Origin of the sequence: Vibrio vulnificus NBRC 15645 = ATCC 27562 (assembly GCF_002224265.1) — a bacterium.
GTDB lineage: Bacteria > Pseudomonadota > Gammaproteobacteria > Enterobacterales > Vibrionaceae > Vibrio > Vibrio vulnificus.
In genome coordinates this window covers 1,458,118-1,482,790 of the sequence record NZ_CP012881.1, presented here as the reverse complement: position 1 = coordinate 1,482,790, position 24,673 = coordinate 1,458,118, and the positions used below count along the sequence as shown (strand labels likewise).

Here is a 24,673-nt window from a genome sequence, read left to right as displayed (position 1 = left end):
GAATGCCGCTTTCTCGTCTGATTATTCAGCAGTTTCGTAATATCAAAGCCTGCGACATTGCACTGTCGCCAGGCTTTAACTTTCTTATTGGTCCGAATGGCAGTGGCAAAACCAGTGTCTTGGAAGCCATCTATTTGCTCGGTCATGGGCGCTCATTTAAAAGTGCTTTGACCGGACGCGTGATTCAAAATGAGTGTGATCAACTGTTTGTCCATGGTCGTTTTTTGAACTCGGATCAATTTGAGCTACCTATCGGCATTAATAAGCAGCGCGATGGCACAACAGAGGTTAAAATAGGCGGTCAATCTGGGCAAAAGTTGGCGCAGCTTGCACAAGTGTTGCCATTGCAATTGATTCATCCCGAAGGCTTCAATTTGTTAACGGATGGGCCCAAGCATCGTCGAGCGTTTATTGATTGGGGCGTGTTTCATACCGAGCCCGCGTTTTATGATGCATGGGGGCGTTTTAAGCGCCTCAACAAACAACGTAATGCGTTGTTGAAGTCGGCAAAGAGCTATCAAGAGCTGAGTTATTGGGACAAGGAAATGGCACGTTTGGCCGAGTTGATTAGCCAATGGCGTGCCGATTACGTTGCCCAAATGCAAAGTAAAGCGGAACAGTTGTGCCAAGAATTTTTGCCAGAATTTCATATCCAATTGAAGTATTATCGTGGCTGGGAAAAAGAAACCCCATACCAACAAATACTGGAAGAGAATTTCGAACGCGATCAAACACTAGGTTATACCGTTAGCGGGCCAAATAAGGCCGATTTACGGATAAAAGTGAATAACACCCCGGTGGAAGATGTGTTGTCGCGTGGCCAATTGAAATTAATGGTGTGTGCGCTCCGCTTGGCACAAGGCCAGCACCTAACGGAAAAAACCGGTAAGCAATGCGTCTATCTCATAGATGACTTTGCCTCTGAATTAGACAGTCAACGTCGCAAGCGTCTTGCTGATTGCTTGAAACAGACGGGGGCTCAAGTTTTTGTAAGTTCGATTACGGAAAACCAGATCAGCGACATGCGCGATGACTCTGGCCGACTGTTTCATGTGGAGCAGGGTGTAATCGAGCAAGGATAAATAATGAGAGAGTAACTCATGTCGAACAATTACGATTCATCGAGTATTAAGGTACTGAAGGGTCTGGATGCGGTACGTAAGCGTCCGGGTATGTACATCGGGGACACAGATGATGGCACCGGTCTGCACCACATGGTTTTTGAGGTGGTGGATAACTCAATTGATGAAGCCTTAGCAGGCCACTGTAAAGATATCGTAGTCACGATTCATGAGGATAACTCAGTTTCTGTTAGCGATGATGGCCGTGGTATCCCGACCGAAATGCACCCAGAAGAGAAAGTGTCTGCCGCTGAAGTTATTATGACGGTACTGCACGCTGGCGGTAAGTTTGACGACAACTCTTACAAAGTGTCTGGCGGTCTTCACGGTGTTGGCGTTTCGGTGGTGAACGCATTGTCTGAAAAAGTGCTACTGACGATTCATCGTGGTGGTCATACTCATAGCCAAACCTATCGTCATGGTGTGCCTGATGCACCGCTTGCTATCATCGGCGATACCGAAAAAACCGGTACCACGGTACGTTTCTGGCCAAGTGCGCAAACCTTCACCAACATCGAATTTCATTATGACATCCTAGCGAAGCGTTTACGTGAGCTCTCTTTCCTGAACTCTGGCGTGTCGATCAAACTGTTTGATGAGCGCGAAGAAGATAAGAAAGATCACTTCATGTATGAAGGTGGTATTCAAGCGTTTGTTACTCACTTGAACCGCAACAAGACCCCCATCCATGAAAAAGTATTCCATTTCAACTCTGAGCGTGAAGACGGGATTGCGGTTGAAGTGGCGATGCAGTGGAACGATGGTTTCCAAGAAAACATCTACTGTTTTACCAACAACATCCCACAGCGTGATGGTGGTACCCACTTAGCGGGTTTCCGCGCGGCATTGACGCGCACACTGAACAGCTACATGGACAAAGAAGGCTACTCGAAGAAAGCGAAAACCGCGACTTCTGGTGATGATGCGCGTGAAGGTTTGACCGCTGTTGTTTCAGTAAAAGTGCCGGATCCAAAATTCTCAAGCCAAACCAAAGACAAACTGGTTTCTAGTGAAGTGAAGTCCGCAGTGGAATCCTTCATGGCAGACAAACTGAACGACTTCTTAGCCGAGCACCCAAGCGAAGCGAAAACCGTTTGTTCTAAGATTATCGACGCCGCACGTGCGCGTGAAGCAGCACGTAAAGCGCGTGAAATGACACGCCGTAAAGGGGCGTTAGACCTTGCTGGCCTTCCAGGTAAACTTGCTGACTGTCAGGAAAAAGATCCTGCGCTGTCTGAACTTTACATAGTGGAGGGTGATTCGGCAGGCGGCTCCGCAAAACAAGGCCGTAACCGTAAGAACCAAGCAATCCTACCGCTAAAAGGTAAGATTCTAAACGTAGAAAAAGCGCGTTTCGACAAGATGCTCTCTTCTCAAGAAGTCGCAACGCTGATCACTGCACTAGGTTGTGGTATCGGTCGTGACGAGTACAACCCGGACAAACTGCGTTACCACAACATCATCATCATGACCGATGCGGACGTCGATGGTTCGCACATTCGTACGCTACTGTTGACCTTCTTCTACCGTCAAATGCCGGAGCTTATTGAGCGTGGCTACGTGTATATCGCTCAGCCACCACTGTACAAAGTGAAGAAAGGCAAACAAGAGCAGTACATTAAAGATGAAGATGCGATGAACCAGTACCAAATTTCCTTGGCATTGGATAACGCAGCGCTGCACGTGAACCCAGACGCACCTGCATTGGCCGGTGAAGCACTGGAGAAACTGGTTCAGCAATACAATGCAGCGATCAAGCTGGTGGATCGCATGAGCCGTCGTTACCCACGTGCACTGATTCATGAGCTGATTTATGTACCGCGTCTCAGCGAAACACAATTTGCCGATCAAGCCGCTATGGCAGCATGGACAGAGCAACTGGTTACTCAGTTGAACGCCAAAGAAGTGGGCGCAAGTCAATACAGCTTTGAAATCGAACACGATGCAGAGCGCGGACTGTTCTCACCGAAGATTGTGGTTCGTACCCACGGTGTGATGCACGAGTACCCATTGAGCGTGGATCTGATCAACTCAAAAGAATACCAGAAGCTGGCAGAACTGGCGGATGCGTTGGACGGTTTGATCGAAGAAGGTGCGTATATTCAGCGTGGTGAACGTACTCAACCCGTGAACAGCTTTGCAAGTGCGCTGGAGTGGCTGATTAAGGAATCTCGTCGTGGTTTGAGCCTACAACGCTACAAAGGTTTGGGTGAGATGAACCCAGATCAGCTTTGGGAAACCACCATGGATCCAGAAACTCGCCGCATGATGCGCGTGACCATTGAAGACGCCGTTGGTGCGGATGAGCTGTTCACGACCTTGATGGGTGATCAAGTTGAGCCACGTCGTAACTTCATCGAAGAAAACGCATTGAAAGTAGCGAACCTAGACGTGTAGTCGATAAGACGCGATCAACATTAATGAAAATGCCACCTCGTAAGAGGTGGCATTTTTACATAGGGCAGGAAAAAAGGTCCTAGACCCTAGACCCTGACAGCACAGACTGAAAAATTATTATTCTGATCCCTTGAAACCCCATTTCTAGGCCTTATATCTAATTAGGAAGAGGGATGGCTAGCTTGCTCAACAAGAGAAGAACAGCACCTCTGGCATCGCTAAACCAGATCGCTCAAGAGAGGATACTGAGTTTTAGCACTCAATTTGACCCTAGATTCGACACCATGTCCCCGTCCCCATTCTTGGGTTGTGGAGTGGATTATCGAATCCCTTAGCTCGGCGTTGCTTGCATAAACACGCCAATAAGATAGGTTTATCTGGGCTAAGACTATTGCTTAATAAGAGGATAGGATTATGCGTAATGTAGATTTCTCACCACTATACCGTAATGCGATTGGTTTTGACCGTCTGTTCAACCTGATGGAAGCCAGCGCAGCCAAAAACAGTTCTGGCGGTTACCCTCCGTACAACATTGAGCAAAAAGATGAGCACAACTACCGCATTACGATGGCAGTTGCAGGTTTTGCTGAAGATCAGCTCGATTTGACGCAAAACGAAAACATGTTGATCGTGAAGGGTGAACGCAAAGCCGAAGAAGGCAAAAACTACGTTTATCAAGGCATTGCAGAGCGCGACTTTGAGCGTAAATTCCAGCTAGCGGATTACGTCAAAGTGGTGGGTGCATCGATGGAAAATGGCTTACTGCACATCGATTTGGTGCGTGAAATTCCAGAAGCGATGCAACCACGTAAAATTGCCATTGGTGGCACTAAACTGCTTGAGAATTAATGCTCTTGGTGTTGGCTCTTATTGAGTCGAGAGGGGCAGGGCGACCAAATAGGTAGCCTTGCCCAAAATCACATTGAAATTGAGCAAGTAACTCTTCTTGCTCAATCTGCTCCACCCCTTCCGCTATCACCTGCATATCTAGATGATGCGCCAAAGTAATGATGCTTTGCGCGACCTTTTGATCGCCGATATTGGAATTTATTTGGTCGATAAACGACTTATCAATTTTTAAATAGTTGGCTGGCACGTCTTTCAACACCGCTAATGATGAGTAACCCGTACCAAAATCATCAATCGCTATCTGTATACCCAGTTGTTTAAATTTGAGCAAGATATTGGTACAGGCCTGAATGTTCTGCATCAAGGTGGTTTCTGTTAGCTCAAACTTCAGTGAATGAGCATCTACGCCATACTTCTGGATAATGCCGATAAACCGTTCAAAGAGTTGAGGTTCGGACAGTTGGCTGGCGGAAATGTTGATCGACACGATCGGTTTCTCCGGTGCTGCTTGTGCAATAAATTGGCAGGCTTGAGCAAGGACACAATCGCCAATCTCGTTGATCAAGCCGCTTTGCTCTGCAAGCTCAATAAAGCTTGCGGGATAGAGTAAACCTTTAGTTGGGTGCAGCCAACGGACGAGAGCTTCATAGCAATGTATCTGGTGCGATCGAATGTCATAGATCGGTTGGTAATGAAGCACAAAATGATTTTGTTCAATAGCGATCTTCAAACTTTCAACGAGTTGGATTTTTTCGTCGTCTCTGAGTTTCATGAACTTATCAAAGAAACAATATTGGTTGCGACCTTGGCTCTTGGCTTGGTACATCGCAAAATCGACATGTTTCATCAGTGTCGTGGAGTCTTGACCATCTTGTGGAATAAGCACGACGCCGACGGAAACGGTTAAGCGATGAGAGTTAGGAAGATGTTCACTGGATTGTGATAGCGCGGCAATCAGTGCAGAGAGACGCAGCTTGAGGCCGTCGAACTCTGGATATTCAAGGAGAACGGCGAACTCATCGCCACTGATTCGTGTGATAGATTGCGCATCGGAAACGTGGTGGCACAAGCGTTGGGCGACCACTTTTAGCACTTGATCTCCAACATAGTGGCCCAGTTGGTCATTGATCTGTTTGAAATTATCAATATCGAGATATAACAGGGCGTGGCGATGCGCCAATGCGTCTGGTTTTTGTAGAATCTGGTTAAGCACATCCGTGAACTTTCGCCGATTATCCAGCCCAGTGAGCATATCGGTATTGGCTAGCTTTTTGAGCTGAAACGTCTTTTGCTCCACGGCGTGCTGCAACTTCTTCGGGAGTGTGATGTAGTAAAAAAAGCAAAAACTGGCGAAGCCGCTGATGATTAAGGCAATCGCCAATTGAACTGACGCAGAGGCAAACAGTTGCTGGCTTTGTGGAAGGCCAACGATGAGTGTCCACTGATTGTTGGGCACGTCAATGGTGACCTTGCTGCTGATCCAGTCTTGAGATATCGCCTCACCATAAAAGGCATCAACTTGGTTGGTATCGGGGTGGATGCGCGAGAGTTGAAAATGCAGATTGTCTTTCTGTAATTCTTGAAGGTCGCTACTGGCAATTAAGTTTTCTAACAAAATGAGCGCGGAAACAAATCCCCAAAACCGGCTTTCACCTTGTTGTTTAAGAAACACGGGCCGGCGAGCAATCATGCCTACGCCGCCTTGTTTGAGCGTGAAAGGGCCCGCAAGGGTGAGCTTACCTGACTCCACCGCATTCAGTGCCTCTTTCTTTCTTGCATCGTCTTTAAGTAAGTTATGGCCAATGGCTTTTTCATTGCCAGCTAGAGGGTAAATGGACTGAATGATGCCATTCGGCGCTAATTGAAGATTGGAGATAACTTTGCTTAAAGAGAGAATTTCTTGCGCGTATTCTTCAAAGTTGTCCATGTTACCGTTGTTTTGAATCACTTCGACGGCAAGAATTTGCGTGGAGGCGATCAACGCGGTGTGCAGCTCTTTCTCTAAGTTTTTGCCTTGAGTCATCGCGACTTGGCTCACCAATAGCTCTTTTTCTCGCAGATTAGCGTCGGTCACTAAATGGATAATCCACAAAGTGATCGAGAATATCGATGCAAATAAGAGCAACGTCGCGAATAGGGGATGCTTTATATTGAGAAAGGTATTCATCCATGTACACCAAACGAAATAGAGCAAAAAGGGAAAACCAGCCTGCCCATCGAACATGAGCAAACCAGTTTTCATTATTGAGAGATATTAAGAACTATGACTCTCTTTCAGCATAGGCACGATTGACCTCTTCAGCAATGATCGCAATGCCTTTCTGCATGAGCTCATCGTCTTGCACATAGTTCATTCGTAAACATTGGTGAGCGTGTTCCCAATCGCCTTCTTGGCCGATAAAGAAGTATTCGCCAGGGACGATCAACACACCGCGAGCCTTTAAGCGTTGGTAAAGCGCCATGGTGGTGATGGGAAGCTCATCAAACCACAACCATAAGAAAATCGCGCCTTCCGGTTTATGGATACGGAAGCGCTCATCGGGCATGGCAGCTTGCAGCAGTTCAACCGCGCGTTGCGATTTTTGTTGGTAGAACGGTTTGATCACCTCTGAGCTGAGGTGCAGTAGATCTTCCTTTTCTATCATGTAGTGACCGAGAGCAGGGCCAACGCTGCCAGGAGCGAGGCTAATAATGCCATTCATATTGGTCAGGGCTTGGGTCACGGCTTCATTCGCAATGACGATGCCACAGCGAACCCCTGGGAGCCCTAGTTTGGACAAACTCATGCACAGAATGGTGTTTTCATTCCAAAATGGTTCAACATCTTCAAAGATAATATTTGGAAAGGGTAAACCGTAGGCGTTATCAATGATGAGGGGAATATGGTTGTCTCTGGCTAACTGATCCAGTTTGCGAATTTCTTCATCTGTCAGCACGTTACCGGTTGGGTTGGTTGGGCGAGAGGCACAAATCGCAGCGACAGAGTTATCCACTTTGAGTTGTTCGAAATCAACGTGGTATTTGAACAAGCCATTGTCGAGCAACTCAATTTCAGGACGGTAAGAAACAAATATGTCTTCATCAATCCCAGCATCGGCATAGCCAATGTATTCTGGCGCCAGCGGTAGCAAGATTTTTTTATGTGAGCCGTCTGGCTGTTGACCAGCAAAAAGATTAAACAGGTAGAAAAAGCCGCTTTGGCTGCCATTGGTCAAACTGATGTTCTTTTCACTGATATTCCAACCATAGGTTTCCTTGAGTAAACGTGCCAGTGCTTTAACAAAGACATCTTTACCTTGAGGACCATCGTAGTTTGCCAGTGCAGCAAGCAGTTTGCCGTTAGAGAGCATGTTTTCGCTGGCTTGGTGAAAGTATTCGAGCATGGCTGGGATAGCGGCTGGGTTGCCTCCTCCGAGCATGATGGCACCCGGTGTGCGCAGGCCATCATTCAGATCGTCCATTAATTGGGTTATTCCAGAATACTGATTAAACTTTTCGCCAAATTTTGAAAACTGCATTTGTTGTTATACCTAATTCATTGTGATTGCTTTCGTGTGCCTAAATGGCCAGTACGTTGCTGGCTGATAGAGTAATAGTTGAACATACCTGAATGTAACAGAGAGTAAAAGCGTGAAATTGCTCGTAAGCTGAAACTTTTTCCCGCGAAATAGCTCTCGGTAAAGAAGAAAAATTCAGCAAATGTAAGAGCGGATGATCCATATAACATTTTGATAAATTAGAACGCCATATGGCTTTGTTGTTATGTGCGTGGTGAATGTATTATGCGTGCGCATTACATAACTAAATGGAATTACAATGAAAATGAGAAAGTGCTTATTATTGACCATGTTGGCAGGCTTAGCCGCGTGTAACACAATGAATTATCAAGCCAGTGCACCAACAGCAGCCCCAGAGCTGGTGGCAGAATTACAAAATGAACTAAAAGAGATCCAAGATTTAAAAGTCACCGATGAAGGCTATATTGATTACTACGTTTGGGTACCAGAAGGTTATCAATGGGATACTCATGCGATTAAGAAAGGCGGATACGAATGGGCATGTGAAGATATGCGTGATCTGTTGAGTCAAGGGTTTGTTGTTCGCATGGGATTCAAAGGGAACGGTGGTCGTGAAGAGCATTATGACTTTGCTCGCTGTGAACAAGAAGCCACCAACTAAGCTGTTTGGATGCCGAGAAACAAAAAAGGGAAGCCGATGCTTCCCTTTTACTTATCTCTTAATCACTTCGAAGCGTAATGAATTACTTTTGAAGCAAAGAAATGTCTGCGATCTGTAGGAACAGGTTACGCAGGTTGTTTAGGAGCGTTAGACGGTTGGTCTTCAGTGCTTCATCATCAGCCATAACCATTACGTTATCGAAGAACGCATCCACAGGTTCGCGAAGGTCTGCCAGTTTACTTAGCGCTTCTTGGTAGTTACCAGTGGCAAATGCTGGCTCAAGCGCTTCCGTCATCACTTCCACGTTTTCAGCCAGTACTTTCTCTGCGTCTTCTTGCAGTAGCGCAAGGTCGATTTCTGCTGCTAGCTCGCCATCGAATTTCGCGAGGATGTTACCTACACGCTTGTTCGCTGCCGCCAGTGCTTCTGCCGCTTCCAGTTCACGGAAGTGAGAAACCGCTTTAACACGTTGGTCAAAGTCAGCAGGCTTCGTTGGACGACGTGCCAATACCGCTTGGATGATGTCGACACTGAAGCCTTCGTCTTGGTACCAAGCGCGGAAACGACCCAGCATAAACTCAATCACTTCTTGCTCAACGTTATCGTTAGTTAAACGCTCGCCGAACAGTGATTTCGCTTTCGCAACTAGGTCAACAAGATCTAGGTTGTAGCCGTATTCAACGATGATACGCAGTACACCTAGAGATGCGCGGCGCAGTGCGAATGGGTCAGAACCTTTAGGCGCTTGACCAATACCGAAGATACCGACGATAGTATCGAGCTTGTCTGCCATAGCCACCGCGGCTGATACACCATTTGATGGTAGTTCGTCACCAGCAAAACGAGGCATGTATTGCTCGTTCAGTGCCACAGCAACTTCTTCCGCTTCACCGTCGTGGCGAGCGTAGTGCATGCCCATCACACCTTGCGTATCGGTAAATTCGAATACCATCGAGGTCATGAGGTCACATTTAGCGAGTAGACCTGCGCGCTTTGATTTCTCAACGTCGGCACCGATTTGCTCAGCAATGTAGCCAGCCAGTTCCGTGATGCGATCGGTTTTGTCTTTGATGGTGCCAAGTTGCTGTTGGAAAATCGCGTTTTCTAGCATTGGCAGACGATCGACTAGCTTGCTCTTACGGTCAGTGTTGAAGAAGAACTCTGCGTCTGCAAGACGTGGGCGAACCACTTTCTCATTACCTTCAATCACATAACGAGGCTCTTTAGACTCGATGTTTGATACGAAGATAAAGTTAGGTAGTAGCTGCTTGTCTTCGGTGTAGACAGGGAAGTACTTTTGGTCACCTTTCATGGTGTAAACCAACGCTTCAGCCGGCACTTTTAGAAACTCTTCTTCAAATTTCGCCGTCAGTACCACTGGCCATTCAACTAGAGAAGTCACTTCTTCAACGAGGTCATCTTCGAGATCCGCGATACCGCCGATCGCTGCTGCCGCTTTTTGCGCGTCAGCGAGGATGATCGCTTTACGTGCTTCGTAATCAGCCATCACTTTACCGCGCTCTTCGAGGATCGCTGGGTATTGCTCTGCAGAGTCGATAGTGAACTCGCGCTCACCCATAAAGCGGTGACCACGAATCACGCGATCAGAGGCCACGCCTAGGATTTCGCCTTGGATAAGGTCAGAACCCATGAGCATCGTCAGCGTTTTTACTGGACGGATAAATTGAGTGGTTTTGTTACCCCAACGCATAGGTTTTGCGATAGGTAGACCCGCTAGCGCTTTTGCTGCCAGCTCAACCACGATATCAGCCGTTGGTTGACCTTTGACTTCTTGTTTGAATAGCAGCCATTCGCCTTTGTCGGTGACCATACGCTCTGCTTGATCAACGGTAATACCACAACCACGAGCCCAACCTTGTGCGGCTTTGGTAGCATTACCTTCCGCATCAAAAGCGGCAGAAACGGCAGGACCACGCTTTTCAACGATTTTGTCTGCTTGGTTTTCAGCTAATGCGGTGACTTTCAGTGCTAGGCGACGAGGTGCCGCGTACCACTTCACACCTTCGTGTGTCAGTTCAGCGCCTTTTAGCTCTGCTTCGAAGTTAGCCGCGAAGGCTTCCGCCAAAGTACGAAGTTGCGTTGGTGGTAGCTCTTCGGTACCTAGCTCGATTAAAAATTCTTTTGCCATGTTACTCTACCTCTTACGCTTGTTCTTTCTTACACATTGGGAAGCCAAGTGCTTCGCGTGATGCGTAGTATGCTTCTGCCACTGACTTAGTCAGGTTACGGATGCGCAGGATGTAGCGTTGGCGTTCCGTTACTGAGATCGCTTTGCGAGCATCGAGTAGGTTGAACGCGTGAGCCGCTTTTAGAATACGCTCGTAAGCAGGTAGAGGTAGTGGTTTTTCTAGCTCAAGGAGTTTTTGACACTCTTTCTCACATTGTTCGAAGAAGCTGAAGAGGAAATCCACATCAGCGTGCTCGAAGTTGTAAGTGGATTGTTCTACTTCGTTTTGGTGGAAGATATCACCGTAAGTCACCTTGCTACCATCGGGTGCGATGTTCCAAGTCAGATCGTAAACCGAATCGACTTCTTGGATGTACATAGCAAGACGCTCGATACCGTAAGTGATTTCACCCGTAACCGGTTTACACTCAAGGCCGCCGACTTGTTGGAAGTAAGTAAACTGAGTCACTTCCATACCGTTTAGCCAAACTTCCCAGCCTAAACCCCAAGCGCCTAGCGTTGGGTTTTCCCAGTTGTCTTCCACGAAGCGAATGTCGTGAACCAGTGGGTCAATACCAAGAACTTCTAGAGAGCCTAGGTACAACTCTTGAATATTGTCTGGCGACGGTTTTAGCGCAACTTGGAATTGGTAGTAGTGCTGTAGACGGTTAGGGTTTTCACCGTAACGGCCATCGGTCGGACGACGAGAAGGTTGTACGTAAGCTGTCGACATTGGCTCTGGGCCAAGCGCTCGTAGACAAGTCATTGGGTGAGAGGTACCCGCACCCACTTCCATATCCAGCGGTTGAACAATGGTACAACCATTTTGAGCCCAATAATCCTGCAGCGCGAGGATCATTCCCTGGAAGGTTTTGATATCGTATTTTTGCATAAGTCAGGTTCGCGCGATTCTCTTATTACGGATTCATTCATCGATTTTGTTGGGTTTTCAGTTGCCAACAGGGGTGAATGAAGGTAATGACGGTTGAATAAAATAACGATCAAGTATACCCAGATATTCAGCATGGGAGTAGAGCTAATCTTGATTAATTCGTGGGCAATTTTCTCGTTTAATGGAATTTTACCGCGTTATCGACTGAATTTTTCCTAAAAGGGAGTTTTTGACGGATTTCGCACTTGAGATGTTGCCGCAAGCTGGCTAGAATTGCGCCTGTCTTTGGGGAGTAGCTTACTGGATGAAAAGCCATTTTCATCGAGTTCGTCCGTCAACATAATTGGTGCCAAATCACCATGGCGTTCGAGACTTGAAGCCTTTCAAGTTTAGCAAGACCTTAGACAAACATCACGAACCGGGGTGGGGCGTGGGGTTTGTCTATGGTTACTATAATTATCCCGCCCCAATGAGCATGTTGTGAGCGTTTTAGCTATTTCAATTACTACTGTCGCCTTAGCCGAAATTGGCGATAAAACTCAATTGTTGTCCCTGCTGTTAGCCAGCCGTTACCGCAAACCGATCCCAATCATTGCTGCGATCTTTTTCGCGACGATCGCTAACCATGCCCTTGCAGCTTGGCTGGGGGTGGTGGTTGCCGATTATCTTTCTCCCGACGTGTTGAAGTGGGTGGTGGTGGTCAGTTTCTTAGCCATGGCGGGGTGGGTGTTGATTCCTGATAAGTTGGATGACGAAGAAGAGATTTCCAATCGCGGTCCTTTTGTGGCCAGTTTTATTGCTTTCTTTATCGCTGAGATTGGCGATAAAACGCAGATCGCAACTTCTATTCTAGGGGCGCAGTATGCAGACGCGCTGACTTGGGTTGTGTTAGGAACCACCATTGGTATGTTGCTGGCCAATGCTCCTGTGGTTTTGATTGGTAAGTTGTCCGCAGACAAATTGCCATTGGCGCTAATCCGCAAAGTAACAGCGGCTCTGTTTGTCGCGTTAGCGGCCGGTGCTGCTTTATTTTAAAGCGCGATGCCTAGCCAGAAAATAGAGATAAATATCAGGTAAATAACAGCCAATTATCTGATTGTTAGCGTCATCTTGCTGTAGCGTGACCTCGGACATATCCGTGTCATGATTGTCATGCTACTTTATTCTTGTGAATGATAGCGAGAGGGCAAGTTTATGCTGACACGTTACATGGGGATGACCCCAAAAAGTCAAAGTTATTTATTCACTTTTGGTTTGGCACTTTGTTTGTTGGCAATGGTTTTAACAGATATGTGGCTACCAATTGTGGCGGGATCCTTTATTTTGACAGGATTGACTGTTGAAGCGTGGATTCGAGTCGCACACATTATTCCCATGCATGAAGAGATGCGAGCGATGAAAAAGCAGTTGAATAAGCTGCAATCGGAAATTCGCACTATCGAATTCGATCAATAAAGAAACGGCAGCCGTGTGGCTGCCGTTTTTTTTATCTCGTGTTATAAGCCTTTTTTAATCAGATACTGATAGGGTAGCTCGTCGGTTTGTGCCGCAATGAGTTGGTGATCCATAAAACGACAAAAGCTAGGAATGTCTCTGGTGGTGGATGGATCATCCGCTTTTACCAATAAAACCTCACCGTCTTGCATGGTTCGAATTGTCTTCCTGACCATCATTACTGGCTCTGGGCAGCGTAGTCCTTCCGCTTCTAAGGTCTTGGTCGCCAGTTCAGGATTAAAGCTCATAATGTGATTCTCTTAACTTACTTAGCGGTGAATTCTACTTTCGTAGAAAAAATATTCAATAACCACTTGGCAAAGCGATCATTTTGTTTTAACTTTAGTTAACAATTTGGTAACAACTGGCGGAGGGAGCGATGCTAACAGCATTAGATAGATTGACCATTTATTCGGTTTTGTGCTTCATCTCGTTTTGTGCACTCGTGTTCAGGACGCCAGCAGAAACCTCATTGATGCCCATTTTAGGCATGAGCGCGACCATCATCGGGATTTGGATTGAGATGCATCGATGGTCCGGTGCATCTGAAGAACAAGAGAATTAGCGCTTTTGTTAACAAACCTACGCTCACCAATTTAACGACACTTCATTCCGACACTATCCCCATTTTTCTTGGGCTTCCCCGCTGAAAGGCGGGATTTTTTTTGCCTGAAGAGTACAATTGCCACAGGCATTGAGCGTGGATAGGAGCTTCAACGTGGAGTTGGAAGAGATTTACCGTCGAGATCTGAATTTGCTGGTGGCGCTGCGAGTGTTAATTGAAGAAAGTAGCGTCAGCAAAGCCGCAGTGCGTTTGAATCTCAGTCAATCTGCGATGAGTCGAGTGTTGGGGCGTCTGCGCGATTTACTTGGCGATCCGCTGTTTACGCGTGAAGGGCAACATTTATTACCGACTGAAAAAGCCTTGGAGATCGATCGGGCTCTCGGCGAGCCACTGGAATCGTTGCGTCAATTGCTTTCTCCATCTGAGTTTGATCCTCATCGCTGTACTCAAACGTTTACCATCGCCACCACTGATTACGCGATGCAGACGATCTTGCCATTTGCTCTGCCGAGGATCTATCAAGAAGCGCCCAATGTGTCGTTTAATTTTCTTCCTTTGCAACATGATCGCTTAGCGGATCAGTTGACTTATGAAGGGGCTGATCTGGCTATTTGCCGTCCCACAGGTCCGGTTGAACCGCTGCGTAGCGAAGTCTTGGGCCGAGTGGGGGTGCTGTGTTTGCTTTCCAAACAGCATCCGCTCGCGGGGAAAGAGATGAGCCTGGCAGATTATCTGTATTATCCCCATGCCATGATTGCCATCAGTGATGGCGTGAAAGCGCTGATCGAGCAAGCGTTAGTCGATCAGCCGCAACGTAAGATGGTGCTGCGTGCCTATCATCTTGAAGCGGCACTGGCGATAGTGGACACCATGCCATTGATCATTACGGTCCCCGCCGACTTAGCCTATTTGGTTGCCGAGCGCTACGATTTGGTGGTGAAAGCGCTGCCGTTTCAGTTTACCCCCTTTGATTATTCGATGATTTGGCATCCAAGATGTGAACATTCTCCGGCTCAAGAATGGTTGCGCTCCGTCGTGCGTGAAGAGTGCAGCCGGCTGATTGCCAAACGTATTGAAGATATGGGGCTCGATTAATGCGAGCTGGAGAAAGAACAGCAAAAAGCCGAGTGTGACTCGGCTTTTTTTCGCTACTTTTACGGTGATAGCTTACAGCTTGATGACCACGCGACCGGTCACTTGGCCACTGGTGATGTCTTCCGCGTATTTTGCCGCTTCGCTGAGTTCAACTTCGGTACACGCTTGTTCGAAGTAGCTTTCTGGCAGTAGCGCTACCAGTTTTTCCCACGCTGCGATGCGTTTCTCCGTTGGGCACATCACCGAGTCGATGCCTTGTAGGCGAACGTTGCGTAGAATGAATGGCATGACGGTGGTCGGCAGATCAAAGCCGCCCGCGAGGCCACACGCGGCTACCGCACTGTTGTAGTCCATTTGCGCCAGCACTTTTGCCAGTACTTTGCTGCCAACGGTGTCCACCGCACCTGCCCAAATTTGTTTCTCTAATGGGCGAGCGGGCTCTTCAAATTCAACCCGATCGATAATGCGGCAGGCGCCCAGTTTTTCTAAAAGTGGACCGTTTTGTTCAACACGACCAGTCACCGCTGCCACCTGATAACCGAGTTGAGCCAGTAGTGTCACGGCGACGGAGCCGACACCGCCACTTGCGCCAGTGACAAGAATTTCTCCCGCTTCTGGTTTGATACCGGCATCAAGTAGTGCTTGAACACACAACATTGCCGTGAAGCCCGCAGTCCCAACCATCATCGCTTTTTTGCTGTCGATTCCTGTTGGTAGCGGCACTAGCCAATCAGCGTTAAGGCGCGCACGCTGCGCCATTCCGCCCCAATGATTTTCCCCGACACCCCAACCAGTGAGAACGACGTGATCCCCTGCTTGGTAGCGTGCGTCTTGTGATTCGATGACGGTGCCTGCTAAATCGATACCTGGAATCATCGGAAAGTTACGGATGATTTTTCCTTTCCCCGTGATCGCTAAGCCATCTTTAAAGTTGAGAGATGAATAGTCAACGGCCACCAGCACGTTGCCTTCGGGTAGCTGAGACTCATCCATTTGTTCAATAGTAGCGATGGTGCGTTTTTCTTCCTGATTTAGAACTAAAGCGTGAAACATGAGATTTCTCCAGCGATTGCAGATAGGTCAAACGGGATTAGTGTAGGCGCAAGTGAACTATGAATAAAATGAAACTTTAGCATTATAGTAATGCGTTTTACGCATAAATTAAGAGCGGCTCAAGCCGCTCTTAATGAGTGAGGGTGTTTAGCCGGATAGGTTAAGGACGTTCAAATACCGTTGCAATGCCCTGGCCTAAACCAATACACATGGTCGCAAGACCGTATTTGGCGTCTTTTGCTTCCATCAGGTTAATCAGGGTGGTTGAAATGCGAGCCCCCGAGCAACCCAGTGGGTGGCCAAGAGCGATCGCGCCGCCGTTAAGGTTGACCTTTTCATCCATCATCTCAAGCAAACCAAGGTCTTTAGCACATGGTAGAGATTGTGCAGCAAACGCTTCATTTAGCTCAACCACATCCATGTCTTCAATCGATAGACCGGCACGCTTGAGTGCTTTTTGCGTCGCAGGTACAGGGCCGTAACCCATGATGGACGGATCGCAACCGGCGATCGCCATGCCTTTAATGCGAGCACGAATCTTCAGGCCAAGCGCATTCGCTTTCTCTTCACTCATGATCAACATCGCAGATGCACCATCTGACAACGCAGAGGATGTACCGGCAGTCACGGTGCCATTGGCTGGATCAAACACAGGGCGAAGCTGAGAGAGTCCTTCCACCGTGGTTTCTGGGCGAATCACTTCGTCATAATCCAAGGTGAACAAGGTGCCATCTGCGGCATGCCCTTCGGTAGGCAGAATTTCGTTTTTGAATCGACCTTCAAGTGTTGCCGCATGGGCACGAGCGTGAGAGCGCGCGGCAAACTCATCTTGTTGCTCACGGCTAATGCCGTGCAGCTTGCCAAGCATTTCAGCGGTTAAGCCCATCATGCCCGCCGCTTTGGCAACGTGTTTCGACATGCCTGGGTGAAAATCCACACCGTGGTTCATTGGCACGTGACCCATGTGCTCCACACCGCCAATCAAGCAGATCTCTGCATCGCCAGTCATGATGGCGCGCGCACCATCGTGCAGCGCTTGCATCGATGAACCACAGAGGCGGTTGACCGTCACCGCGCCAATTTCAATGGGCAAACCTGCCAGCAGTGCTGCGTTTCGCGCCACGTTAAAGCCTTGCTCTAAGGTTTGTTGTACACATCCCCAATAGATATCTTCAATCTCACTTGGGTTAACTTGTGGATTACGCGCCAAAATCCCTTTCATTAAATGGGCAGAAAGGTCTTCTGCTCGAGTGTGGCGGAAAGCGCCACCTTTGGAGCGACCCATTGGCGTACGTAGACAATCGACAATTACGACATTTTTCATTGTGGGAACTCCTTAGATAGAACCTTGCTGTTGCGTGCCGTAAAAGGTTTGCCCTTTTTCAGCCATATCAATAAGCATTTGCGGAACCTGATACATAGCGCCAAGTTCGGCATACTGCTGTGCCATTGCGACAAAGTTTGCAATACCAACACTATCCAAGTAGCGGAATACTCCACCGCGGAAAGGAGGGAAACCAAGGCCATACACCAGCGCCATATCCGCTTCTTGCGCTGAGGCGATGATGCCTTCTTGCAAGCAAAGCACCACTTCATTGATCATCGGAATCATCATGCGTTGGATAATGGTCTGATCATCAAAGGCTTGTTGAGCGGCACAAACTGGAGCAAGAATCGGTACGATCTCATCACTGAATGCTTTCTTCGGTTTGCCTTTCTTGTCCGTGGTGTACGTGTAGAAACCACTGCCGTTTTTCTGGCCATATTTGTTGGCTTCAAACAAGGCATCAATCGCATCTCGACCTTGTTTACCCATGCGCTCAGGGAACCCTTGCGCCATGACGGCTTGAGCGTGGTGTGCGGTATCAATACCCACCACATCTAATAAGTAAGCAGGGCCCATTGGCCAACCAAACTTACGTTCCATCACTTTATCGATTTGAGTGAAGTCTGCACCATCGCGCAGCAGCATGCTAAAACCACCAAAGTATGGGAACAGCACGCGGTTCACAAAGAACCCTGGGCAGTCATTGACCACAATTGGGGATTTGCCCATTTTGGCTGCATAAGCGACGACACGGTTGATGGTTTCATCGGAGGTGTGTTCGCCACGAATGATTTCGACCAAAGGCATGCGATGCACTGGGTTGAAGAAGTGCATACCACAGAAGTTCTCTGGTCGTTTGAGTGATTTGGCCAGCAAGTTAATTGGAATGGTCGAGGTGTTCGAGGTGAGAACGGTCTCTTCGCTCACTTGCTCTTCCACTTCACTTAATACGGCTGCTTTCACTTTCGGGTTTTCGACCACGGCTTCTACAATGATATCGGTGTTGTCGATGCCCGCGTAGTGAAGGCTTGGTGTAATAGAGGCGAGAATGCCGGCCATTTTAAAGCCATCAATCTTGCCGCGCTCAAGCTGTTTGTTGAGTAGCTTTGATGCTTCTGTCATGCCCAGATCCAGTGATGCTTGCGCGATGTCTTTCATGATCACGGGCACACCTTTGAGAGCAGATTGATAGGCAATACCGCCCCCCATAATACCCGCGCCTAGCACAGCTGCGCGTTGGGTCTCTTTGTTGGCGGATTTTGCAGCTTTCTTCGCGATGCCTTTGATGTACTGGTCATTGAGGAAAAGCCCCACCAATGCTTTGGCTTCTTCTGACTTCGCCAGTTTAACGAAGTGTTTTCTTTCGATGTCTAGCGCTTGATTGCGAGCAAAACGGGCGCCTTCTTCAATCGTGACAACGGCGGTCATCGGTGCTGGGTAGTGGGGGCCAGCCACTTGAGCCACCAAGCCTTTGGCCATGGTGAAACTCATCATCGCTTCGAGCTTGCTTAACGTTAACGCTGAGGTTTTTTGCTGGCGACGTGCTTTCCAGTCAATTTTTTCATTGATCGCATCGGTCAGTGTTTGCAGTGCGGATGCATAGAGGCGATCGGAATCGACCACGGCATCAAGCAAACCAATTTTTAGTGCTTCCTCTGCACGGCAAGCTTTGCCTTGGGTGATGATTTCCATGGCGCTGTCTGCGCCGATCACGCGCGGCAAACGCACGCAACCGCCAAAACCAGGCATAATACCGAGCTTAGTTTCAGGAAGACCAATGCTGGTGGTTTTATCACCGATGCGTAAGTCGGTAGCAAGTACACACTCACATCCACCGCCTAAGGTATGCCCTTTGACAACTGCGACAGTCGGAACGGGCAAATCTTCCAGTTTATTGAAGATGCTATTGGCAAATTGAAGCCATTGGTCGAGCTCTTCTTCTGGCTTGGCAAACAGTCCTAAAAACTCAGTGATATCTGCTCCGACAATAAAGGCTTCTTTGTCTGATGTAAGCATTACGCCTTTCAGACCGGAGTGAGCGGTGAGCGCATCAAGCGCTTTGTCGAGTGAAGCAAGGGTTGCTAGATCGAGCTTATTGACGGAATTTGGCGCGCAGAAAAGGATTTCTGCCACTCCATCTTGTACTTCCTTTACCTGTAGGGTTTCGGCTTGGTAAATCATTGTCTATCTCCATGACATACAATCTTGGATTGTCTGTATACCTAAGGCGCACATTCGCCAATGTAGATATAGTGGAAAGTGTTGTATTTATATTCTGGTTAGACCAGTTTGCTTAGTGTGGACCTCGGTTTGTCTAATTTCAATACATTTTTTAAACAAGTGTTTAACATTGTGCGTTGGAGCAGATCTTATGCACTCTCAATAGGGGCATGTTACACTTGCCACTCTTGTTTATAGTGCGAATGTCATGAACGAAAACCCATACCTCATCCCAGCCCAAGTGATTAAATTTGAAGAAGAAATCAAAAAGAGTCTCTTCATTACGTATCTTGCTCATACCCCGACGATAGAGGCAGCAAAAGCTTTTGTAGAGAGGATTAAAACGCAACATGCCGATGCGCGTCATAACTGTTGGGCGTTTGTTGCAGGGCGACCAGAGGATTCAATGAAGTGGGGTTTTAGTGATGATGGCGAGCCATCGGGTACAGCAGGAAAGCCGATTTTGGCGCAGCTCTCGGGGTCGGGTGTTGGTGAGATCACCGCAGTCGTGACACGATATTATGGTGGCATTCGCCTCGGCACGGGTGGATTGGTGAAGGCGTATGGCGGTGGCGTGCAGCAGGCACTCAAGCTGCTTCAAACAATTGAGAAAAAAATAACCACAAAACTCAGACTGGAGTTAGACTATGCGTTCGTACCAATTGCGCAATCTATAATGCAGCAATTCGGCGCTTTTGAGGTGGACGCTCAATACAGTGAGAGCGTCGTGCTGGTGGTTGAACTGGAAGTGAGAAACGTGGAGATGTTTACTCAAACCATGATCAACAAAAGCAGTGCAAAAGCGCTCGTGACGCCGTATACCGGGAAATAACAATAACAACTAGGAAGTCTGTCGACTTTATTGATTCAATCATCCATGCAATTTCGTTCAATTATCCGTATTGTCGGGCTGTTGCTCGCACTCTTCAGTGTCACTATGCTTGCGCCCGCGTTGGTGGCGCTTATTTATCGCGATGGTGCGGGTGTTCCTTTTGTTACGACCTTTTTTGTGCTGCTTTTTTGCGGCACCGTATGTTGGTTTCCAAACCGCAGGCATAAACACGAACTTAAAGCGCGCGATGGCTTTTTAATTGTAGTGCTGTTTTGGACCGTACTTGGCAGTGCTGGTGCGTTGCCCTTTCTGATCGCTGATAACCCCAGTATTTCAATCACCGATGCGTTTTTCGAGTCCTTCTCCGCGCTGACCACCACAGGGGCGACGGTTATCGTCGGTTTAGACGAACTGCCCAAAGCGATTTTATTCTATCGCCAGATACTGCAATGGTTTGGCGGTATGGGAATCATCGTGCTGGCGGTCGCGATTTTGCCTGTTCTAGGCATCGGTGGCATGCAGTTGTATCGAGCTGAAATTCCTGGCCCAGTCAAAGACAGTAAAATGACCCCGCGTATTGCCGAAACGGCTAAAGCGCTTTGGTATATCTATTTGAGTCTGACTATCGCTTGTGCAGGGGCTTTCTGGTTGGCGGGAATGACGCCGTTTGATGCGATTAGCCATAGTTTCTCGACCATCGCGATTGGTGGCTTTTCTACTCATGACGCCAGTATGGGGTATTTCGATAGCTATGCGATTAACTTGATCACGGTTATCTTCCTACTGATCTCGGCATGTAACTACTCACTTCACTTTGCTGCCTTTGCCTCTGGCGGTGTTCATCCAAAATACTATTGGAAAGACCCAGAGTTTAGAGCGTTTATCTTTATTCAAGCACTGCTGTTTGTCATTTGCTTCTTATTATTGTTGGCACACCATTCTTACGACTCCATTTATGATGCCTTCGACCAAGCGTTGTTCCAAACGGTCTCCATCTCAACGACTGCTGGTTTCACCACCACGGGATTTTCCGATTGGCCACTATTTCTCCCTGTGTTACTGCTTTTCTCTTCTTTTATTGGGGGATGTGCGGGTTCAACTGGTGGTGGTATGAAAGTCATTCGGATTTTATTGCTCACGTTGCAAGGTGCGCGTGAACTTAAGCGCTTAGTTCATCCTAGAGCGGTCTACACCATCAAAGTGGGTGGTAATGCTCTGTCGCAACGTGTGGTGGATGCGGTGTGGGGGTTCTTCTCCGCTTATGCATTGGTGTTTGTCGTTTGTATGCTCGCGCTCATTGCAACAGGAATGGACGAACTAACCGCGTTTTCGGCCGTCGCAGCGACGCTAAACAACCTAGGTCCAGGCTTGGGTGAAGTGGCGGTGCATTTTGCGGATGTGAACGATAAAGCCAAATGGGTTTTGGTGGTGTCTATGCTCTTTGGTCGTTTAGAAATCTTTACCTTACTTATATTGCTAACCCCCACTTTTTGGCGCAGTTAAGGAGAAATGATAGTGAAAGCCCTATTTCTTTATTCTTCCCGCGAGGGGCAAACTAAAAAAATCCTTCAATATATAGAAGAACAGTTACCGAGCTATCAATGTGATGTGAAAAATCTACATGACGTCGACACGGTGGATTTTTCCTCTTATGACAAAGTGCTGATTGGTGCGTCGATTCGCTATGGTCATCTCAATCAAAAGCTCTATCAATTTATCCAGCGTAACCTAGCTCAGTTGGACGAACATAAAGTGGCGTTCTTTTGCGTCAACCTAACCGCAAGAAAAGAAGAGCAAGGGAAAGACACTCCGGAGGGAAGTGTTTATATACGAACATTTCTTAAAAAGTCTCCTTGGCAGCCTAACCTAATCGGTGTTTTTGCTGGTGCACTCTATTACCCACGATATAACTGGTTTGATAGAAATATGATTAAACTCATCATGACCCTAACAGGGGGAGAGACGGATACCCGTAAAGAAGTGGAGTACACCAACTGGGAAAAAGTACACCAATTTGCTGAGAAATTTGCTCGTTTGTAGAAATAAACTACACTTTTTGCTTGTTTTGACTCTTTTTTAAACGAACGATAGAAAAATCAAAAAAAACGTGAAAAAGGGCTTGCCAACGTGACGCCGATCTCTATAATGCCACCTCGCTGACACGGCAAGGCTTCGTAAGAAACCAGAGCCCATCAGCCAAGGCATTTAGCCAGGCGAATCACCTGAAAAAAGTTTTGAAAAAAGTGGTTGACACTAAAACTTAACTCGCTAAAATGGCCGCCTCTTCCGAAGTGATGCGATTCACAAAAGAAGAAAGCTCTTTAACAATATAAACCTATCAATCTGTGTGGGCACTCGTTGATGATAATCCAAAAGATTTATCAATGAACTGAGTGACCAAAACGATACTAAGTATCGGCACAGTCAATTTATTCAGTATTCATTGAGCTGAAGCGAAAGCTTCAAAAAACTTTTAATTGAAGAGTTTGATCATGGCTCAGATTGAACGCTGGCGGCAGGCCTAACACATGCAAGTCGAGCGGCAGCACAGAGAAACTTGTTTCTCGGGTGGCGAGCGGCGGACGGGTGAGTAATGCCTGGGAAATTGCCCTGATGTGGGGGATAACCATTGGAAACGATGGCTAATACCGCATGATAGCTTCGGCTCAAAGAGGGGGACCTTCGGGCCTCTCGCGTCAGGATATGCCCAGGTGGGATTAGCTAGTTGGTGAGGTAAGGGCTCACCAAGGCGACGATCCCTAGCTGGTCTGAGAGGATGATCAGCCACACTGGAACTGAGACACGGTCCAGACTCCTACGGGAGGCAGCAGTGGGGAATATTGCACAATGGGCGCAAGCCTGATGCAGCCATGCCGCGTGTGTGAAGAAGGCCTTCGGGTTGTAAAGCACTTTCAGTCGTGAGGAAGGTGGTAGTGTTAATAGCACTATCATTTGACGTTAGCGACAGAAGAAGCACCGGCTAACTCCGTGCCAGCAGCCGCGGTAATACGGAGGGTGCGAGCGTTAATCGGAATTACTGGGCGTAAAGCGCATGCAGGTGGTTTGTTAAGTCAGATGTGAAAGCCCGGGGCTCAACCTCGGAACTGCATTTGAAACTGGCAGACTAGAGTACTGTAGAGGGGGGTAGAATTTCAGGTGTAGCGGTGAAATGCGTAGAGATCTGAAGGAATACCGGTGGCGAAGGCGGCCCCCTGGACAGATACTGACACTCAGATGCGAAAGCGTGGGGAGCAAACAGGATTAGATACCCTGGTAGTCCACGCTGTAAACGATGTCTACTTGGAGGTTGTGGCCTTGAGCCGTGGCTTTCGGAGCTAACGCGTTAAGTAGACCGCCTGGGGAGTACGGTCGCAAGATTAAAACTCAAATGAATTGACGGGGGCCCGCACAAGCGGTGGAGCATGTGGTTTAATTCGATGCAACGCGAAGAACCTTACCTACTCTTGACATCCAGAGAATCTAGCGGAGACGCTGGAGTGCCTTCGGGAACTCTGAGACAGGTGCTGCATGGCTGTCGTCAGCTCGTGTTGTGAAATGTTGGGTTAAGTCCCGCAACGAGCGCAACCCTTATCCTTGTTTGCCAGCGAGTAATGTCGGGAACTCCAGGGAGACTGCCGGTGATAAACCGGAGGAAGGTGGGGACGACGTCAAGTCATCATGGCCCTTACGAGTAGGGCTACACACGTGCTACAATGGCGCATACAGAGGGCGGCCAACTTGCGAAAGTGAGCGAATCCCAAAAAGTGCGTCGTAGTCCGGATTGGAGTCTGCAACTCGACTCCATGAAGTCGGAATCGCTAGTAATCGTGGATCAGAATGCCACGGTGAATACGTTCCCGGGCCTTGTACACACCGCCCGTCACACCATGGGAGTGGGCTGCAAAAGAAGTGGGTAGTTTAACCTTCGGGAGGACGCTCACCACTTTGTGGTTCATGACTGGGGTGAAGTCGTAACAAGGTAGCGCTAGGGGAACCTGGCGCTGGATCACCTCCTTATACGATGATTATTGCGATGAGTGTTCACACAGATTGATATGGTTTAGAAAGTTTAGAGTATCTTAGTGTCCCGTTCGTCTAGAGGCCTAGGACACCGCCCTTTCACGGCGGTAACAGGGGTTCGACTCCCCTACGGGATACCATGGGTCGTTAGCTCAGTTGGTAGAGCAGTTGACTTTTAATCAATTGGTCGCAGGTTCGAATCCTGCACGACCCACCATTTCCTTCCACGGGAAAACAAATAATGTGGGCGATTAGCTCAGTTGGGAGAGCACCTGCCTTACAAGCAGGGGGTCACTGGTTCGAACCCGGTATCGCCCACCATCTTTAAGGGTTTTTCCTTAAGAATCTTTAAAAATGGTTTTCATTAGAAAATCTTGCTCTTTAACAATTTGGAAAGCTGACAAAACAACAATTTATTGTTGTTTGTAAAGTTCTCAATGT

The 24,673-nt window shown here is 47.9% G+C and carries 19 protein-coding genes, 3 tRNA genes and 1 rRNA gene; 15 read left to right on the top strand and 8 right to left on the bottom strand.

Annotated features, from left to right (window positions below):
* Positions 1-2: 2 nt before the first annotated feature.
* From recF to AOT11_RS06805, 3 genes are all read left to right on the top strand, one after another.
* Positions 3-1,082, top strand: a complete 1,080-nt coding sequence (recF, locus tag AOT11_RS06815) for a DNA replication/repair protein RecF (protein WP_017419839.1) — start codon at positions 3-5, stop codon at positions 1,080-1,082.
* Positions 1,083-1,100: 18 nt separating this feature from the next.
* Positions 1,101-3,518, top strand: a complete 2,418-nt coding sequence (gyrB, locus tag AOT11_RS06810) for a DNA topoisomerase (ATP-hydrolyzing) subunit B (protein WP_017419838.1) — start codon at positions 1,101-1,103, stop codon at positions 3,516-3,518.
* A gap of 414 nt (positions 3,519-3,932) precedes the next feature.
* A complete protein-coding gene (locus tag AOT11_RS06805) occupies positions 3,933-4,367 on the top strand; it encodes an Hsp20 family protein (protein WP_011149056.1) in 435 nt (144 codons plus the stop codon).
* Here the strand turns inward: AOT11_RS06805 and AOT11_RS06800 are convergent.
* Both AOT11_RS06800 and AOT11_RS06795 read right to left on the bottom strand, forming a co-directional pair.
* The gene (locus AOT11_RS06800) at positions 4,348-6,534 is read right to left on the bottom strand and encodes a bifunctional diguanylate cyclase/phosphodiesterase (protein WP_223848409.1); all 2,187 of its coding nucleotides are present in this window, start codon (positions 6,532-6,534) and stop codon (positions 4,348-4,350) included. The two genes, AOT11_RS06805 and AOT11_RS06800, sit on opposite strands and share 20 nt — an antisense overlap.
* A gap of 94 nt (positions 6,535-6,628) precedes the next feature.
* A complete protein-coding gene (locus AOT11_RS06795) occupies positions 6,629-7,885 on the bottom strand; it encodes a valine--pyruvate transaminase (protein ID WP_017419836.1) in 1,257 nt (418 codons plus the stop codon).
* Positions 7,886-8,183: 298 nt separating this feature from the next.
* On the opposite strand from AOT11_RS06795, the gene AOT11_RS06790 reads away from it, so the two are divergent.
* Positions 8,184-8,546 (top strand): hypothetical protein, encoded by a 363-nt coding sequence (locus AOT11_RS06790; protein WP_017419835.1) that lies wholly within the window; start codon positions 8,184-8,186, stop codon positions 8,544-8,546.
* An 82-nt stretch (positions 8,547-8,628) separates the two neighbouring features.
* On the opposite strand, the gene glyS is transcribed toward AOT11_RS06790, so the two are convergent.
* Positions 8,629-10,695 carry a glycine--tRNA ligase subunit beta gene (glyS, locus tag AOT11_RS06785; protein WP_017419834.1) on the bottom strand — a complete coding sequence of 689 codons (2,067 nt, stop codon included), beginning with the start codon at positions 10,693-10,695 and terminating at the stop codon, positions 8,629-8,631.
* A gap of 13 nt (positions 10,696-10,708) precedes the next feature.
* On the bottom strand, positions 10,709-11,626 hold the full coding sequence (gene glyQ, locus AOT11_RS06780; protein ID WP_017419833.1) for a glycine--tRNA ligase subunit alpha: 918 nt from the start codon (positions 11,624-11,626) through the stop codon (positions 10,709-10,711).
* A gap of 480 nt (positions 11,627-12,106) precedes the next feature.
* Between glyQ and AOT11_RS06775 the strand changes: the two genes are divergently transcribed.
* Both AOT11_RS06775 and AOT11_RS06770 read left to right on the top strand, forming a co-directional pair.
* Positions 12,107-12,661: a TMEM165/GDT1 family protein gene (locus AOT11_RS06775; RefSeq protein ID WP_017419832.1), complete on the top strand. Its 555-nt coding sequence runs from the start codon at positions 12,107-12,109 to the stop codon at positions 12,659-12,661.
* Between the two features lie 159 nt (positions 12,662-12,820).
* Complete coding sequence (locus AOT11_RS06770; RefSeq protein WP_017419831.1) at positions 12,821-13,081, top strand: hypothetical protein; 261 nt, start codon at positions 12,821-12,823, stop codon at positions 13,079-13,081.
* 41 nt (positions 13,082-13,122) lie between these two features.
* Here AOT11_RS06770 and tusA read toward each other — a convergent pair whose 3' ends face one another.
* Complete coding sequence (tusA, locus tag AOT11_RS06765; RefSeq protein WP_011079023.1) at positions 13,123-13,368, bottom strand: sulfurtransferase TusA; 246 nt, start codon at positions 13,366-13,368, stop codon at positions 13,123-13,125.
* Between the two features lie 131 nt (positions 13,369-13,499).
* On the opposite strand from tusA, the gene AOT11_RS06760 reads away from it, so the two are divergent.
* Positions 13,500-13,685 (top strand): hypothetical protein, encoded by a 186-nt coding sequence (locus AOT11_RS06760; RefSeq protein WP_011079022.1) that lies wholly within the window; start codon positions 13,500-13,502, stop codon positions 13,683-13,685.
* Between the two features lie 153 nt (positions 13,686-13,838).
* On the top strand, positions 13,839-14,780 hold the full coding sequence (locus tag AOT11_RS06755) for a LysR family transcriptional regulator (RefSeq protein WP_026050373.1): 942 nt from the start codon (positions 13,839-13,841) through the stop codon (positions 14,778-14,780).
* A 72-nt stretch (positions 14,781-14,852) separates the two neighbouring features.
* Here the strand turns inward: AOT11_RS06755 and acuI are convergent, their stop codons facing one another.
* The 3 genes from acuI to fadB all read right to left on the bottom strand — a co-directional run bounded on the left by acuI (position 14,853) and on the right by fadB (position 19,341).
* Positions 14,853-15,833 carry an acrylyl-CoA reductase (NADPH) gene (acuI, locus tag AOT11_RS06750; protein WP_017419829.1) on the bottom strand — a complete coding sequence of 327 codons (981 nt, stop codon included), beginning with the start codon at positions 15,831-15,833 and terminating at the stop codon, positions 14,853-14,855.
* Between the two features lie 160 nt (positions 15,834-15,993).
* Positions 15,994-17,157 carry an acetyl-CoA C-acyltransferase FadA gene (fadA, locus tag AOT11_RS06745; RefSeq protein WP_017419828.1) on the bottom strand — a complete coding sequence of 388 codons (1,164 nt, stop codon included), beginning with the start codon at positions 17,155-17,157 and terminating at the stop codon, positions 15,994-15,996.
* Positions 17,158-17,169: 12 nt separating this feature from the next.
* Positions 17,170-19,341: a fatty acid oxidation complex subunit alpha FadB gene (gene fadB / locus AOT11_RS06740; protein ID WP_017419827.1), complete on the bottom strand. Its 2,172-nt coding sequence runs from the start codon at positions 19,339-19,341 to the stop codon at positions 17,170-17,172.
* Positions 19,342-19,588: 247 nt separating this feature from the next.
* Between fadB and AOT11_RS06735 the strand changes: the two genes are divergently transcribed.
* The 7 genes from AOT11_RS06735 (at position 19,589) to AOT11_RS06705 (ending at position 24,553) form a co-directional block, all read left to right on the top strand.
* Positions 19,589-20,212, top strand: coding sequence for a YigZ family protein (locus tag AOT11_RS06735; RefSeq protein WP_017419826.1), 624 nt, complete (start codon positions 19,589-19,591; stop codon positions 20,210-20,212).
* A gap of 45 nt (positions 20,213-20,257) precedes the next feature.
* Positions 20,258-21,715, top strand: coding sequence for a TrkH family potassium uptake protein (locus AOT11_RS06730; protein WP_011079016.1), 1,458 nt, complete (start codon positions 20,258-20,260; stop codon positions 21,713-21,715).
* 9 nt (positions 21,716-21,724) lie between these two features.
* On the top strand, positions 21,725-22,252 hold the full coding sequence (gene hemG / locus AOT11_RS06725; protein WP_026050374.1) for a menaquinone-dependent protoporphyrinogen IX dehydrogenase: 528 nt from the start codon (positions 21,725-21,727) through the stop codon (positions 22,250-22,252).
* Positions 22,253-22,686: 434 nt separating this feature from the next.
* Positions 22,687-24,229: ribosomal RNA gene (locus tag AOT11_RS06720) — 16S ribosomal RNA — on the top strand.
* Positions 24,230-24,296: 67 nt separating this feature from the next.
* Positions 24,297-24,372, top strand: a tRNA-Glu gene (locus tag AOT11_RS06715).
* A 1-nt stretch (position 24,373) separates the two neighbouring features.
* A tRNA-Lys gene (locus tag AOT11_RS06710) sits at positions 24,374-24,449 on the top strand.
* Between the two features lie 28 nt (positions 24,450-24,477).
* Positions 24,478-24,553, top strand: a tRNA-Val gene (locus tag AOT11_RS06705).
* Positions 24,554-24,673 lie beyond the last annotated feature (120 nt).